This is a genomic window from Cellulomonas sp. P2_F12 (assembly GCF_056403775.1).
In genome coordinates this window covers 35,969-53,327 of the sequence record NZ_JBFUEV010000009.1, presented here as the reverse complement: position 1 = coordinate 53,327, position 17,359 = coordinate 35,969, and the positions used below count along the sequence as shown (strand labels likewise).

At 73.2% G+C, this 17,359-nt stretch carries 4 protein-coding genes; 2 read left to right on the top strand and 2 right to left on the bottom strand.

Annotation, left to right across the window (positions count from 1 at the left end; all coding sequences use genetic code 11):
* Nucleotides 1-71: 71 nt before the first annotated feature.
* Both AC1DWH_RS16805 and AC1DWH_RS16800 read left to right on the top strand, forming a co-directional pair.
* The gene (locus tag AC1DWH_RS16805) at nt 72-4,193 is read left to right on the top strand and encodes a S8 family serine peptidase (protein WP_477094646.1); all 4,122 of its coding nucleotides are present in this window, start codon (nt 72-74) and stop codon (nt 4,191-4,193) included.
* A gap of 160 nt (nt 4,194-4,353) precedes the next feature.
* Nucleotides 4,354-8,520: a S8 family serine peptidase gene (locus tag AC1DWH_RS16800; protein WP_477094645.1), complete on the top strand. Its 4,167-nt coding sequence runs from the start codon at nt 4,354-4,356 to the stop codon at nt 8,518-8,520.
* Nucleotides 8,521-8,530: 10 nt separating this feature from the next.
* Here the strand turns inward: AC1DWH_RS16800 and AC1DWH_RS16795 are convergent, their stop codons facing one another.
* Nucleotides 8,531-12,709 (bottom strand): S8 family serine peptidase, encoded by a 4,179-nt coding sequence (locus tag AC1DWH_RS16795; protein WP_477094644.1) that lies wholly within the window; start codon nt 12,707-12,709, stop codon nt 8,531-8,533.
* A gap of 228 nt (nt 12,710-12,937) precedes the next feature.
* Complete coding sequence (locus AC1DWH_RS16790) at nt 12,938-17,050, bottom strand: S8 family serine peptidase (protein ID WP_477094643.1); 4,113 nt, start codon at nt 17,048-17,050, stop codon at nt 12,938-12,940.
* Between the last annotated feature and the right edge of the window lie 309 nt (nt 17,051-17,359).

Here is a 17,359-nt window from a genome sequence, read left to right as displayed (position 1 = left end):
CGAGCACGTCGACCGCGACCCCGAGCAACCGTTCGAGGCACGGTCGTCGTCTGGGACACCGGGGGCAGGTCATGAACCGCCGCATCATCAGCGCCGCGACGGCACTCGGCGTCGGCCTCGCCCTGACCGCCGGCGGCCTCGCCCCGGCAGTCGCCGCCCCCGCGACGCCCACAGCCACGGCCCCCGACCCCACCACCGCCGAGCGTCCGGACGACCGCGGTCCCGTGCCCGAGGCGACGTTCCCCGAGGTCGGCGACGCGACGTACGACCCCGACCACGTGCTGGTGAAGTTCGCCCCCAGCACGACCGGCGCCCAGCAGCGGTCCGCCCTCGAGGCCGTCGGCGGCAGCAGCGAGGGCGACGTCGACGGCACCCCCTACGTGCAGGTCGCGGTCGGCGACGAGGACCCCGTCGACGTCGTCGCCCGGCTCGACAGCGACCCGCGCGTCGCCGAGGCGCAGCTCGACCACGTCCGGCACGCGTACGGGTGGACCGACGACCCGCTGCTCGAGTGGGCCTGGCCGTACATCGACACGCTCCGGCTGCCGCGCGCGTGGGACGCGTCGACCGGCGCCGGCGTGACGATCGCCGTCCTCGACACCGGCGTGAGCGCGCACCCGGACCTGACCGTCCTGCCGGGCATCGACCTCGTCGACCACGACAACGACGCGTCGGACCCCCACGGCCACGGCACGATGGTCGCCGGCATCGCCGCCGCCACGGGCGACAACGGCATCGGGTCCGTCGGGGCCGCGTCCGACGCGAAGATCCTGCCGGTGCGGGTGCTCGACGCCACAGGCGGTGGCGACGACTCGACGATCGCCGCGGGCGTCGCCTGGGCCGCCGGCCACGGCGCCGGGGTCATCAACCTGTCGCTCGGCGGCACGGACCCGTCCCCGGTGCTGCGCGACGCGATCAGCGCGGCCGTCGCGGCCGGCGTCGTGGTCGTGGCCGCCGCCGGGAACGCCGGCACGGAGCAGGCGCAGTACCCGGCCGCGTACGCCCCTCAGATCGCGGGTCTGCTCGCGGTCTCGGCGACCGACGACGACGGCTCCCTCGCCGCGTTCTCCAGCTGGGGCGACTGGGTCTCGCTGGCCGCGCCGGGTGACACGATCATCGGCACCTACAAGGACGGGGGCTACGCCTACGGGTCCGGCACCTCGTTCTCCGCACCCTTCGTCGCCGGCGCCGCAGCCCTCGTCCGGGCGCACGCGACAATGACACCCGCGACGGTCGAGGAGCGGCTCGAGACCACGGCCCGCGACGCCGGGCCCCGTGGCACGGACCCGTACTACGGGTTCGGTGTCCTGGACGCGGCGTCGGCCGTCACGACCGCGGACCCGGTGCCGGCCGCGGTGGCGGTCCCGTTCGACCGGATGCCGGGCGACGGGCTGGACAACGACACCCCCGCGACGGCCGGCCCGCTCGCCCCACAGTCGGTCGGCACCATCGCGCCCGAGGGCGACGTCGACTGGTACCGGGCGACCATCGGGTCGGCCGGCTGGTACCGGGTCGAGGCCGACATCCTTGTCGCGCCGACCGGCGCGCAGGTGCTGGACCTCGCCGTCGAGGTGCGCTCGTCGACGGGCACCGTGCTCGGCACCGCGAGCGTCGCGGAACCCGCCGCCACCGAGAAGGTCGTGTTCCCCATGACCGCCGGTGGCGACGTGCTCATCGGCATCTCGAACGCCAACCCGTCCGCCAGCGACCAGTCCTACCGGGTCATGCTGTTCGCGGAGCCCGGGCCGGTCACGTTCACGTCCACCCAGTACGAGGACCCCGAGTGGGCGTCGTCGGCCGCAGCCGGTGACCTGACCGGTGACGGCATCGCGGACGTCGTCACCACCGACTACGACGAGGCGTTCTTCCGGGTCCAGACGGGCAACGGCGACGGCACGCTCGACAGCCCGGTCGAGGTCGCGATCCCCGCCGGGTACGGCCTCACCGTGACGGGGCTGTCCACCGCCGACGTCGACGGCGACGGGGACCTCGACGTCCTCGTCACCACCGTGAACGGTGTCGGCGTGTTCACGCAGGCCGGCGGCGTCCTCACCGCCCACGGGCTGATCGCCGACACCGGGGCGTGGGACACGATCCCGATCGACGCCGACGGCGACGGCGACCGCGACCTCGTGATCACGGGCTCGCCCATCCTGCTCGCGCTCAACAACGGGACCGGCACGTTCACCGTGCAGCCGGGGGACTTCGGCACCGGGGACCACGTCGACGCCGGCTTCCTGGACGGCGACACCCACGTCGACATCGTCGTCGACGACACGCTCCACCTCGACGCCGACCTCGGCGCGTCCGCCGGGTTGCCCGCCGGCCCGGACCTGCTCAGGTTCGCGATCGGCGACGTCACCGGCGACGGCCGCGCCGACATCGTCAACCTCAGCTTTGACGAGGTCGAGGTCATCCCAGGACGTGGCGACGGCACCTTCGACCCGAAGGTGGTCTACCCGCTCGACAGGGGGGCGTGGGTGGTCCGGATCGCCGACATGGACGGCGACGGCCTGCAGGACGTCGTCGCCCTCGGGGACGCGCCCACCAGCGTGGGACGCCTCACCGTGCTGCGGCAGCAGGCCGGCGGGACCCTCGGCGTCCCGTCCGGCTCCGACCTGCCCGACATCGTGGCCTTCTTCGGACATCCCGGGATCGCACCGGCCGATCTGGACGGCGACGGCGACCTCGACGTCGTCACCTCGGGGCTGTACCTCGTGGTCTCGGTCCAGCGAGAGCTCTCCGACACGGAGGGCCAGGCCTGGGTCCGTGCCGTGACCCCCGCGCCGCACACGACCGGCGCCGCGGCGCGGCAGGTCGTCTCCGTCACGCTCGACCGGCCGCTCAGGACGCCGGTGCCCTCGAGCGTGCGGATCGTCGATGCGGCCGGAGCGAGCGTGGCCGTCAACCGCACCTACAACGCGACCACGAAGACGATCCAGCTGACACCGACCGCCGACCTGACCCCCGGCTCGCACTACGAGGTGATCGTCGACGGCCTGACCGACACCAGCGGTGCGACCCAGTCGGTGCCGGTCCGGACGTGGTTCACGGTGGCGGCGCACGGCGACCGGTACACCCCGGTCGACCCGGTCCGCGTGCTCGACACCCGCACTGGGGTCGGCACCTGGGAGGCCGGACGCGTGCCCGCGGGCAAGGCGCTCGAGGTCGCCCTGTTCGGCCTGCCCGCCGACGCCACCGCGGTCGTCCTGAACGTCACGGCCGTGAACCCGTCGGCAGCCGGCAACGTCCGCGTCTACCCGGAGGGCCTCGGCGCACCCCCGCTGGTCTCCAACATCAACGTCATGCCCGGGGTCGACCAGCCGAACCTGGTCACCGTCGCGCTCGGCCCGGACCACCACACGATCCGGCTCCTCCCCGACGCGACCACCACCGACCTCATCGCCGACATCGCCGGCTACTACAGCCCGGGCGCCGCGACGGCGTTCGAGCCCCTGACCCCCACGCGCGTGATGGACATGCGCGACGGCACCGGCGTCCGCAAGGGCGCCCTGAAGGCCGGCCAGTGGGTCGACCTGTCCGTCGCCGACGGCTCCCTCGTGCCCAAGGACGCGACCGCGGTCGTCCTGAACGTCACCGGCACCCAGGTCACCGGACCCACCCACGTGCGGGTCTACCCGACCCCGGGCTCGGGCGAGGACCAGACCCCGCCGGACATCTCCAACCTCAATCTGCTGCCCGGCCGTGACCAGCCGAACCTCGTGACCGTCAAGGTCGGTGACGGCGGACGCGTCCGGTTCTTCACCCCGATCGCCTCGGAGCTCCTCATCGCCGACGTCGCCGGCTACTACACCGCCACGGGCGACAACGGGTTCGTCCCGATCAGCCCCGTCCGCATCGGCGACACCCGGTTCAAGGACGGGTTCACCGGCAAGCTCATTGCCGGCACGGCACAGGACCTCGCGGTGACCGGCCACGCCGGGGTGCCGTCGAACGCGGTCGCCGCCGTCCTGAACGTCACCGGCGTCCACCCGAGCCTGCCCACCCACGTCCGCGCCTACCCCACCGCACCCGGCACCCCGCCCGACGTGTCCACCATCAACCTGGTCCCCGGCCGCGACGACGCCAACCTCGCCCTGGTCAAGCTCGGCACCGGCGGCAAGGTCTCCTTCTTCACCCCCGTGGGCACCACCGACCTCGTCGTGGACGTCAGCGGATACTTCCGACGCTGAGCCGGCCGGCTCAAGAGAATGCGAGCACCGGCCGATACCACGTGATTGGACACGCGTCCGGATCACCTACGATTCCCAGGCCGACGTGACCCCGGGCAACCGTCCGAGGGCACGGCCGACGCGCGTCACGACCTGACGCCCAGAGGGATCCGAGGACTGCATGTACCGCCGCATCGTCACGACCGCGACGGCCCTCGGCCTCGGTCTCGTCCTCGCAGCCGCCGGGCCCTCACCCGCGGTCGGCGCGTCCGCGACGGCCGAGGCCCCGGACCCGACCTCGACCGACCGCCCTCATGACCGCGGGACCGTCCCCGCGGCGAAGCTCCCCGCGAACGACAACGCGACACCCGCGGCCGACCACGTGCTCGTGAAGTTCGCCCCGAGCACGTCCGGCACGCAGCAGCGGTCGGCGTTGGAGGCCGTCGGGGGGAGCCGCGACGGCTCGGTCCCCGGCACGCCGTACGTCGAGGTCAGCGTCGGTGACGAGAACCCCGCCGACGTCGTCGCGCGGCTCCAGGCCGACCCGCGGGTCGCCGCGGTGCAGCTCGACCACGTCCGCCACGCGTTCGCCTGGACCGACGACCCGCTGCTCGAGGAGGGCTGGCCGTACGTCGACCTGGTCCGGCTGCCGCGCGCCTGGGACGCGTCGACGGGAGCCGGTGTGACGATCGCCGTCCTCGACACCGGCGTCAGCGCACACCCCGACCTCGTCCTGGCGTCCGGCGGCAAGGACTTCGTCGACAACGATGCCGACCCGTCCGACCCGAACGGCCACGGGACACTCGTCGCCGGCGTCGCCGCGGCGCGCGGCAACAACGGTGCCGGCTCGGTCGGTGCCGCATACGACGCGAAGATCCTCCCCGTCCGCGTGCTCGACGCGGACGGCAACGGCAACGACTCGACGATCGCCGCGGGCCTGGCGTGGGCGACGAGCCATGGCGCCTCTGTCATCAACCTCTCGCTCGGCGGCACCGACCCCTCGCCCGTGCTGCGCGATGCGATCGCGACCGCCGTCGCCGCGGGCGCGGTCGTGATCGCTGCGGCGGGGAACGACGGCACGCAGGAGGCGCAATACCCCGCCGCGTACGCACCGCAGATCGAGGGGCTGCTCGCTGTCGCGGCCACCAACGACGACGGCCAGACCACTGCGTTCTCCAGCTTCGGTGACTGGGTCTCGATCTCCGCGCCGGGGTACCAGATCATCGGTCCGAGCAACCGCGGCGGCTACGTCTACGACTCCGGAACCTCCTTCTCCGCGCCGTTCGTCGCGGGTGTCGCGGCCCTGCTGCGAGCCCGTCCGGGCGTGCTGTCCCCGGCCGTCGTCGAGCGGCGTCTGATCGCGGGCGCTCGGGACGCCGGACCGCGCGGTGTGGACCCCTACTACGGCGCGGGGGTGCTGGACGCGGCAACCGCACTCACCTCTGCCGACGCCCTCCCCGCCGCCGTCGCTCCGCCGTTGGACCGCGCTCCGGTCGATCCTGGCGCCTCCGACGACACCCGCGCGACGGCCATGGTCCTCACCGCCGCCGGGGCTACCGGGACGCTCTCGCCCGAGGGCGACGAAGACTGGTACGCCTACGACGCACCTGCGCGCGGCTGGTACAGCGTCGAGGTTCCGGGCGCGAACGGCTACTCCGGCCGGGATCTGGACCCGGTCGTGGAGGTACGGGACGGCGAGGGACGCGTGCTGGCCACCGGACGCGACCTGAGTACGTATGGCGAGGTGGACGTGACCGTGGGTGCGCCGCACGCGATGCGGCTGTACATCCGGGTCACCAACCGGAACGGTTCCGCGAGCGACGTGGACTACCGCGTCTCGGTGAGGAGCTCCTCGACGGACCGGTTCACAGCCACGGCGACGGGGACGAGCGGAAGCTCCTGGGGCTTCTCGTCGAGCCTGGGACTCGCCGACGTCACCGGCGACGGCGTCGTCGACGCACTCAGGGTGTCAGGTGGACGGTACCTCCTGCTGAACCGCGGAGTCGGCGACGGATCGTTTGAGCACGTCGAGCTCGTTGGCCTGAGCAACAGTGACAGCGGTGGCGGATTCGTGGCTGCCGACCTGGACGGCGACGGGCAGACGGACCTCGCAGTCGGCAGCGTCGCGGGCATTGCGTTCTTCGACACCGGGACCGGCGGCATCGTGCCGACGGGGACGCTGCCGATGTCGACCAGCGCGGCCGTGATGGCAGGCGGTGACATCGACGGGGACGGCGACGTGGACCTCGTGGTCGGACGTGAGGCGTCGGACGTCGTGCAGGTGCTGCTCAACGACGGCGGGGGAGGCTTCACACCCGGAGCGAGCGCCACCCGCCCGGAGCCACGCCGCGTGACCCTCGGCGACGTCAACGCCGACCACCGGCCGGACCTGGTGTGGCCGACCGGTGTCAGCCTGCAGAACCCGGACGGCACGTTCGCGCCGGCCATCCCGCTGCCGGCCCTGCAGATGATGGACGGCGACCAACCCGACGTCGCGGTCGCCGATGTCACCGGGGACGGTGTGCCGGACGTGGTCCGCAACTCGCGCGTCGGCAGCGCCGTGCAGGTCGACTCATGGTCGGGCGCCGGATTCGGCCCGTCCGCCCTCTACCCGACCGCGTTCAACGCCATGCCGTACACCGTCGCCGTCGCCGACTTCGACCTCGACGGGCGCCAGGACGTCGTCGCCGCAGGCTTCGGCGTCCTCTCGTACTTCCCGCAGACGAGCGCGGGGACGCTCGGCGCCGCGGAGGTCAGCGTCCTCCGCTCGTCCGGCTCCCTCGCGAACGGGGCGCTGGCAGTGGCCGACCTCGACGCGGACGGCGCGCCGGACGCCGCACTCTCCATCGCCGACGGTGTCATCGCCATGCACCAGAACGCCCTGGACGCCGTGCACCGGTCGCCCATCGCGGCGAGCGCCGTCTCGCCCGCCCCGAACACCGCGGGCGCCGACGTTCGACAGGCGACCACGATCTCGTTCGAGCGCGACATGTCCGCGGCCTCGGCGACGCCCGCGACGGTCCGGCTGGTGGACGGCGCGACGCAGGCCGACATCCCCAGCACAATGACATGGACGTCCGCTCGGACACTGACGATCACGCCGACGTCCGACCTGGGCGTCGGCAACCACTACACGGTCATCGTGGACGGGTTGCAGGACGCGGCTGGGGCGACCCAGCGGACGCCAGTGCGCACGTGGTTCACGGTCGGCGCGAACGGTGAGCGATACACGCCCGTCGATCCGGTACGCGTGCTCGACACCCGAAGTGGGCTCGGCTTGCTGAACTCGGGCCCCGGACCGCGCCAACCCGGCGTGCCACTGCAGCTCCAGATCCTTTCGTTGCCCGCCGACGCGACGGCCGTCGTCCTGAACGTGACGGCCTCGAACCCCTCAGCGCCCGGGAACATCCGGGTCTACCCGACCGGCCCGGGCGCCCCGCCGAGGGTCTCCAACCTCAACGTCATGCCCGGGGTCGACCAGCCGAACCTGGTGACGGTCGCGCTCGGCACCGACCGCTCGGTGACCCTCCTGCCCGAGGCCACCACGACGCACCTCATCGCCGACGTCGCGGGCTACTACAGCCCGGGCGCAGCGACCGCGTTCGAGCCCCTCACCCCCACACGCGTGATGGACATGCGCGACGGCACCGGCGTCCGCAAGGGCGCCCTGAAGGCCGGCCAGTGGGTCGACCTGTCCGTCGCCGACGGCACCCTCGTGCCCAAGGACGCGACCGCCGTCGTCCTGAACGTCACCGGCACCCAGGTCACCGGACCCACCCACGTGCGCGTCTACCCGACCCCCGGCGCGGGCGAGGACCAGACCCCACCCGACATCTCCAACCTCAACCTGCTACCCGGCCGCGACCAGCCCAACCTCGTGACCGTCAAGGTCGGCGACGGCGGACGCGTCCGGTTCTTCACCCCGATCGCCTCGGAGCTCCTCATCGCCGACGTCGCCGGCTACTACACCGCCACCGGCGACAACGGGTTCGTCCCGATCAGCCCCGTCCGCATCGGCGACACCCGGTCCACCAACGGGTTCACCGGCAAGCTCACCGCCGGCACGGCACAGGACCTCGCCGTCACCGGCCACGCCGGGGTCCCGTCGAACGCGGTCGCCGCGGTCCTGAACGTCACCGGCGTCCACCCGAGCCTGCCCACCCACGTCCGCGCCTACCCCACCGCACCCGGCAACCCGCCCGACGTGTCCACCATCAACCTGGTCCCCGGCCGCGACGACGCCAACCTCGCCCTGGTCAAGCTCGGCACCGGCGGCACGGTCTCCTTCTTCACCCCCGTGGGCACCACCGACCTCGTCGTGGACGTCAGCGGATACTTCCGACGCTGAGCCGGCGAGCTCAGCGGGCGAAGTACCCGGCCACGTCCACCACCAGGTCGACGTCGGCGGTGGCCGGGTAGAACGAGACGGCGCCGCCGAGCCCGACCGGGACGACCGCGAGGTTCGCCTCGTCCCTGCCCGGCACCAGGTTGATCGTGGAGATGTCCGGGGGCGCCGCCGACGTCGTCGGGAACGCCCGCACGTGCGTGACGCCGCGCGGCTGGACGCCGGTGACGTTGAGCACGGCCGCGACAGCGCCTGCGGGCACCGACCCGGCGCCGGCGATCTTCACGCTGGACACGGTCCCCTTGTGCAGCGTGGTGGCGATCCCCCGCCCGCTGCGCGTGTCGACGACCCGGGTGGGCGCCACCGGTACGAAGCCGTTGTCGCCCGTGGCGGCGTAGTAGCCGGCGATGTCGGCGATCAGGTCGGCGCGGCCCTGGTGCAGGTAGAACCGGACGCGGCCGGCGTCCCCGATCGGCACGGTGACCAGGTTCGGCTGGTCGCGCCCGGGCGTGAGGTTGAGGTTGGAGATGTCCGGCGGGGTCTGGTCCTCGGAGTCGGCCGGAGCCGGGTAGACGCGCACGTGCGTCAGCTGCGCGACCTGGGTCGCCGTCACGTTGAGCACCACCGCGACCGCGTCGGCGGGCACCCCACCGACCCCGGTCACGCGCAGGTCGACCGACGATCCCCCCACCAGCGGGCCCCGGCGCACCCCGGTCCCGCTGCGCGTGTCGAGAAGCCGCTGCGGCGCGAGCGGCTCGTACGCCGTCGCTCCCCCGGGGGCGTAGTAGCCCTGCAGGTCCGCGATCAGGTGCGTCGACGTCCCGGACGGCAGCAGGTCGACGTAGCCGAAGTCCCCGAGGGGCACGGTGACGAGGTTGGGCTGGTCGATCCCGGGTGCGACGTTGACGTTCGAGACGCCCGGCGGCGTCGCCCCGTAGTGGTACGGGTAGACCCGCACGTTGCCGAAGCCCGCGGGCGACGCCGCGGTCACGTTCAGCACGACGGCCGTGGCGCCACGGTCGGCCAGCTCGTGCAGGTCGAGGACGAGCTGCTCGCCCGACGCGATCCGGTGCGGCGCCGCGTGCATCCCGGTGCCGTCCCGGGTGTCCAGCACCCGCAGGGGCTCGACCGGCGTGTACCGCGACCCGCCGGCGGCCACCGTGAACCAGGACCGGAACGGCTCGTCCTGCGGCACCCCGGAGGCGTTCACCAGCCCGTCGACGACCACCTCGTAGTGGAGGCCGGCCTGCAGGTCCGCCGACGGCGTGAGGCTGATGGTCCGGTCCGCCGCCGAGTACGTCCGCGTCGCGGTGACGGTCGCGCCCGCGGCGTCGACCAGGCGCACCGAGGTGGCAGTGAGCGAGTCGGTGCGCAGCGTGGTGTCGAGCGCGATGCGCACGGTGGGCCGGACGCCGACGCCCGAGGCGTGGACCGCCGGCGTCACGTCCTTGACCCAGGCGACGCCGACGCCTGCCCGGGCGAGGTTGCGGCGCACGACCTCGACGATGGGTGCGCCGTCGATGTCGGTGTGGAGGACGACGATCTCCTGGCTGCCGTCGCCGTCGAGGTCGACGGCTTGAACCGTCTGCGCCGGCGTCGAACCGGAGTACCCGACGAGCCGGTCCCCCGAGTGGTCAGGCCCGAGCGTCCCGTCGGGCAGCTGGGAGGAGACCCGCAGCTCCTGCCATCCGGTGAGGACCCCGACGACGTCCGTGCGACCGTCGTCGTTCGCATCGGTGAGCACGAGCCCGCTGCCGGACGAGTCCGCGGTGCGCAGGTCGATGCCGCCGTCGGCACGCTGCACCCCGACCACCAGCCCGAGCGTGGTCCGGCTCACGGCGTCGGCACGGCCGTCGCCGGTGACGTCCCCGATCCGCACCTCCGCCGCCGCAGGCCGCCCCGACGGTTCGTAGACGACCCCTGCCTCGAACGTCCCGTCACCCCGGCCCCGGAAGACCGAGCGGCCGTCGGCGATGTCCTGCCGCCCGTCACCCGTCACGTCGCCGACGGCGGGCATCTGGCTCGCGATCGCGACCGAGGCGCTGACCAGGCTGAACACGCCGTGCCCGTCGTTGAGCGCCACGCGTCCGCTGTCCCCGGACATCACCGCCGAGAGGAGGACGTCGACGTCGTGGTCACCGTCGAGGTCACCCAGCACGGGCATCAGCAGCCAGCCCGGGATCGCCAGTGCCGTCCCCGGCACGAGCTCGCCGTTGCGCTGCAGGAAGGGGAGCACCCCCGACACGATCCCATCACCGCTTCCCGACCAGGTGCCGGCGAGGACGTCGGTGCGGCCGTCGCCGTCCAGGTCCGCCGTCGCGAGCCGACCGCTGAGCGAGATGCCCGGCGGCGGCTCGACGAGCATCGGCTCGCTCAGTCGCCCGTCCCCGGACCCCGCCAGCACGCCGATGCCGCCGTCCGGCTCGCCGACGAGGACGTCGGGACGACCGTCGCCCGTCACGTCACCGGTCGCGAGCGTCATCGCCCCCGGCCCGGCGTCGTAGATCGCATTGCTCGCGGGCGCGGGGGCCGGCAGCGGACCGACCGAGATCCCGTAGCGGATGTCCGAGGTCGCGGCCGTCTGCATCGTGACCCGTACGAAGAGCGGACCGGCCGCCGGGAGCCAGACGTACTCCTGACCCAGCCCGTCGAACCGCCGGAGCACGGCCCCCGACCCGTCGCGGACCTCGACGACCGGGGACAGCACCCCCTCGAACTCGGCCGTGTCGGTGTCGTCGACCTCGAGCTGGACCGCGGACCACCCCGCGGCGCCGTCGAATCGGTACCAGTCGACGTCCCCCTCGGGGGCGAGCGTGCCGTTGACCTGGAAGCTGGCGGGCGTGGCCGTCCCGCGGGTGTCGTTGGACCGACCGTCGCCGCCGACGCGGTCCAGGGCGACGGCGGGCGCCGCGCGCGCGGCATCGGTCCAGGTGACCGCCGCGGCGGCGTCCAGCAGGCCGGCGCCGTAGAAGGGGTCGGTGCCCCGCGGGCCGGCCTCGCGGGCCGAGTCGACGAGCCGCCGCTCGAGCTGCGCCGGGGTGAGCGCCGGTGAGTGCGCGCTGACCAGCGCCGCCACGCCGCTGACCAGCGGCGCGGCGAAGGACGTCCCCGTCCCGACCTGGTAGCCCGTCCCCGCGGCGGGACCGAGGATCTGGGACCCGGGCGCGGCGAGCGTGACGTCGTCGCCCCACGACGACTCCGGCAGCATCGCTCCGTCGTCGTCGGTCGCCGAGACAGCGACCAGCCCGTCGACGGCCGGCGCGTACGCGGCGGGGTACTGGGGGGTCTGCGTGCCCGAGTCGCCCGCGGCCGCGACGACCACCGAGCCCGCGGTGATCGCGGCGCGGATGGCATCGAGGAGCACCGGCGACGTCGCCGGTCCGGCCAGCGACAGGTTGATGACATCCGCGTGCTGGGCCGCGGCCCACGCGATGCCCGCGGCGATCCGGGAGTCGGGCGCCGCGCCGTCGGCGTCCAGCACCCGCACCGGGAGAACCTTGGCCGCGTAGGCGGCGCCGACCCCGCCGAGCCCGTTGTTGCCGTTCGCTGCGACGAGGCCGGCCACCGTCGTGCCGTGCCCGTTGGGGTCCTGGGGCACGGAGTCCCCGTCGACGAAGTCCTTGCCGGGCAGGAGGCGCCCGGCGAGGTCCTCGTGCGCAGCGTCGACCCCGGTGTCCAGGACGGCGACGACCGCTCCCTGGCCGGCGGTGACGTCCCACGCCCGGGGCAGCCGGACCAGGTCGAGGTACGGCCAGGTCCAGTCGTTGCCGGGGTCGTCGGTCCAGCCGGCGGCGTGCCGGACGTGGTCGAGCTGGACGTCGACCACGCTCGGGTCGTGCGCCAGGCGGTCGAGCACCTCGGCCGCCGACTCCTCGGTCCCGACCCGCACGCGGACGTAGTCAGTGCCGGACACGATCACGCGTCCCGTGGCCCCGGCCCCGTCCAGCGCGGCGCGTTCCCGGACTGCGGAGGTCTGGTCGGCGAACTTCACGAGCAGGTGGTCGACCTCGGCGGCGGCAGGATCGACCGCAGGCCCCGGGACCTGCGGGTACGGACCCCGATCGGTCGGGCGGTCACGTGTCGTCGGGTCGACGCCCCCGCCCTGCCCGCTCGCGCTCGCGCTCGCGCTCACCGGGAGCGCCCCGACGACCAACGCGACGGCCACGAGAAGGGCGGTGGCGAGGCGAGGCATCGACGGCTCCGGTAACTGGTCGGGCGCCCGACCAGCAAGACGTCGTGGCCCGCGCGAGCGTACCGAGTCCCGGACGTCGCGGTCACGGGCTTCGCCCGGACGGGTGAGCGTCGGTCTCGTCCCTGTCACCCCCAACCCGGCTTTGGAACACCTGCTCCGGGTGGGGTTCGCCCACAAGCTCGGCACCGTCTACCCGCCCGTCGGCGCCACCGACCTGGTGGTCGAACGTCAGCGGGCGAAGTACCCCGCGACGTCGACCACCAGGTCGACATCGGCGGTGGCCGGGTAGAACGAGACAGCTCCGCCCAGCCCGACCGGGACGACCGCGAGGTTCGCCTCGTCCCGGCCCGGGACGAGGTTGATCGTCGAGATGTCCGGCGGTGCCGCGGACGTCGTCGGGAAGGCCCGCACGTGGGTGACACCGCGCGGCTGGACCCCGGTCACGTTGAGCACCGCGGCGACCGCCCCCGCGGGGACCGGCCCGGAGCCGGCGATCTTCACGCTCGAGACGGTCCCCTTGCGCAGGGTGGTCGAGATCCCCTGCCCGCTGCGGGTGTCGACGACACGGGTCGGCGCCACCGGCACGAAGCCGTTGTCGCCCGTGGCCGAGTAGTACCCCGCGATGTCCGCGATGAGGTCGGCTCGGCCCTGGTGCAGGTAGAAGCGGACGCGCCCCCCATCTCCGACCGGCACGGTCACCAGGTTCGGCTGGTCCCGCCCGGGCGTCAGGTTGAGGTTGGAGATGTCCGGCGGCGTCTGGTCCTCGGAGTCCGCCGGTGTCGGGTAGACCCGCACGTGGCTCCGCTGTGCCACCTGTGTCGCGGTCACGTTCAGCACGACGGCGAGCGCGTCCCGGGGCACCGAGCCGACGCCCGAGACGCGCAGGTCGACCCAGGAGCCTCCCGTGAGCGAACCGCGGCGCACACCCACGCCGCTCCGGGTGTCCATCAGCCGACGGGGGGCGGTCTGCTCGAACGCCGCGGCACCGGCAGCCGAGTAGTACCCGGCCACGTCGGCGATGAGATGCGTGGACGTCGACTCCGGGAGCAGAGCGACGACGCCGTCGTCGCCGATCGGCACCGTCACGAGGTTGGGCTGGTCGACACCGGGCGCGACGTTGACGTTCGACACCCGCGGGGGCGCGGAACCGGCACGGTACGGGTAGACGCGGACGTTCCCGAAGGTGGTCGGCGAGGCCGCGGTCACGTTGAGCACCACGGCGGTCGCGCCGACAGCCGTCAGGTCGCGCAGGTCGAGCTTGACGACCTCGCCGGACGCGATCTTGTGCGCCGCGACCGTCATACCCCGCCCGGTTCTGGTGTCCAGGACGCGCATCGGGTCGACCGGGGTGTATCGCGCGCCGCCCGCGGCGACCGTGAACCACGAGCGCTCGGTCTCCGTCATCGACCTGCCGTCCACGTACCGCACGCCGGAGACTCGCAGCTGGTAGTGCCCGCCGCCTGAGAGGTCGACGGACGGTACGAGAGAGATCGTTCGCGTCGCGGCGTCGTAGCTGGGCACGGAGGGGACCTCAGCCCCGGTGAGGCCGTCGATCAGGCTCACGGTCGACGGCGAGACCGACGCAGGGTCGACCTCTCCGTCGAAGCCGACCTTCAGGTTCGGTCGGGTGGCGACACCGGACGCCCCCTGTCCCGGCGAGACCGAGCTGACCCACCCCTTCCTCAATGGCGTTCTTCGATCGAGGCGGCACTGTCGGAACGTCGCGGGACCGTCGCGGTGGCCGAGCACGATGTCCGGCCAGCCGTCCCCATCCAGGTCCGACACCTGCAGCGCGTTCGTCAGCGGGGAGTCGAACGGCGCGTCGATGGCCATGCCGGCACCGAGGGTCCCGTCCGGCAGCTGCGGAAGGAGCCAGATGCGAGACCCGCGCCCGTCGGCGAGGAGCACATCGAGCCGTCCGTCCAGGTCCATGTCGCCGATCGCGACCGGCCCACTCGCGCCGCCCGGCGCGTAGTGCGTCCCGTCGCCGAGCCCGCCACCGGCCAGCTGCGGGTCGACGCGGACCCCGTCCCCGTCCGTGCGCACGACGTCGATGCGGCCGTCACCCGTCACGTCGCCCAGCCTGACATCGGGCATGAACACCGACGCCGAGAGCGGAAGGGCGACCGGGGCGCCGAACGTGCCGTCGGGCTGCTGCACCAGCATCGATCTCCCCCCGACGATGTCGGGCCGACCGTCCCCGGTGACGTCCCCGGCCTCCACGTGACCGAGCCATCCGGACACCGTCGACGACGATCGGGTGAACACCCCCGTCCCGTCGTTGAGCCAGACGGCGATGGAGTCGTTGTTCTCGAGGACGAGGTCGGGGTCGCCGTCGCCGTCCATGTCGGCGATCGTCGGGCTCCCGAACGGCGTGCCCAGGATCGATCCGACCTCGAACGAGCCGTGGTCCTGCAGCAGGACCACGGGCCCACCTGCCAGCGACATCGACGCCACGACGTCGACATCGCCGTCGTGGTCGAGGTCGGCGAGGTCGAAGTTGGTGGCGTACCCCAGGCTCATGTCTCGAGGGAGATCGGTCGGCGCGCCGACGTCACCGAACCCGGTCCCGGGGAACACCCAGAGCCCGTCGCTGACGACGTCCGGTATCCCGTCGCCCGTGACATCGCCCACGCGCACGTTGTCAGCCCCGACGTGCGCCCGCGGCGCCATCGTCTCGAACGCCGGGCCGGTGGTCGGAGTCACGGTGAGGCGGTAGTGGTTGTCCATCGCGATGCCCGACGCATTCGTGACCCGCACGAACAGCGGGCCCGCTGCGGCCGCGGAGACGAGCACGGACTCGTCGGACGACGGCCCCCAGCGGTCCGCACGCCCGAGCAGACCGCCCGAGGCGTCCCGCACCTCGATGACGGGGTCCAGCCGGTCGGCGTTGTACCAATGGTCGACAACCTCGACGTCGACCGCGTACCAGCCCCGCTCGGCCGCGGTGTAGCGGAACCAGTCGACATCACCTTCGGGCGAGAGCGTCGCGGTCGCACCGGCGTCGGTCAGAGCGCGGGCCGTCATGCGCGTGTCGTCGTCCGCACCGTCCGACCGCCAAGGCCCGAGAGGGACCGCCACTGCCGCGGGTGCGTCGTCAGACGCGGTGACGGCGGCCGCAGCATCGATGAGCCCGAACCCGTAGAACGGGTCGACCCCTCGCCGACCCACGTCGTTGGCGGTGCGCTCGAGCCGCAGCTCCAGCTCGGCAGGGGAGAGGTCCTCTCGCGCGAGCACCAGCGCCGCAACACCGGCGACGACCGGTGCCGCGTACCACGACCCGTCGCCCGTGGTGTAGCCCCACGTCGGCACCGGTCCGTACAGGCTCACGCCCGGTGCTGCGAGCGACACCGTGTCGCCCCACCGCGAGAGCGGCGCGAGCCGCCCGTCGTTGTCGGTCGCCGTGACGGAGATCAGGCCGGCCACCTCCGGGGCGTAGGCAGCGGGATACGCCGGCGCATCCGTCGCCGTGCCTCCGGCCGGAGCGACGACGAGGGCTCCGGCCGCAACGGCATCCTTGATCGCGGCGAGCAGCACGGGGCTCGGCTCGTCGCCCGACATCGACAGGTCGACGATGTCTGCGCCGTGGTCCACCGCCCACTCGATGCCCTCCGCCACGTCCGAGTCGGCGCTCGTCCCATCGGGGCCGACGACGCGGACCGGCAGGATCATCGCCTGAGGGGCGACACCCGCGGAGCCGACTCCGTTGTCAGCGCTCGCAGCGATGATGCCGGCCATGACCGTCCCACTGCCTGCGGGGTCGTCGGCGTCGTCGTCGTGGTCCACCAGGTCGATCCCGGGAAGAACGCCACCGACCAGGTCCTCGTGGGTCGCCTCGACACCCGTGCCCAGGACGGCCACGACGACGCCGTCGCCCACGGACTCGTCCCACGCCCGCGGCAGCCGGATCAGGTCGAAGTAGGTGGCCGACCAGGGGACGAGCGGGTCGGACGGCCACTGGCTGGTGGTCCGGACGTGGTCGACCTGGGCGTCGTCGACGCCGGCCGACGCCGCGAGCTCCGCAGCGACCTCGACCGGATCGTGGTCCCCAACGGCCAGCTGGACGTACCCCGTGCTCCCCACGTCGCCATCGAGTGCGGCGTCGGCTGCATCGACGACAGCCATCTGCTGAGCCCCCGACGTGCCGGCCGCGAACTTGACGAGCACATGGTCAGCGTCGGCGGAGTCGTCCGACGCTCCCACCAGATCGTCGGCTTGTTTGGCGCTCTGGGCCGACGTCCCGGAGTGGTCGCCATCCTCGAGGGCGCGTGCGGGCGCGGCCGCGAGGGAGAGGGGCACGGCAACGAGAAGCGTCGTGGCGGCGACGAGGAGGCGGGACATCGAGTACTCCAGCTGGGGTCAACTGCCCGACTGGCGTTCATCGAGGCGGGCGCAGCGTACTGACTCCGCGCGCCTCCCTGAAATCCCCGTGTCGCGGACCGGCTGAAGCCACGCAAAAGCCGGCACCGGGCGAGGTATCGAGAGTCGCGAGAGCCCGACCGCACGTGATTCCGCCGGATCGACGAGGGTGCTGGGGCTGACGCGCGCGCAGGGCCGGGTCTCCACCCTCCTGGAGACCCGACCCTGCGACGTCCACCCCAGCGTGCCTCGCCGCCGTCACCGAGTCAAGTGGTCATTGACGATGGTCAT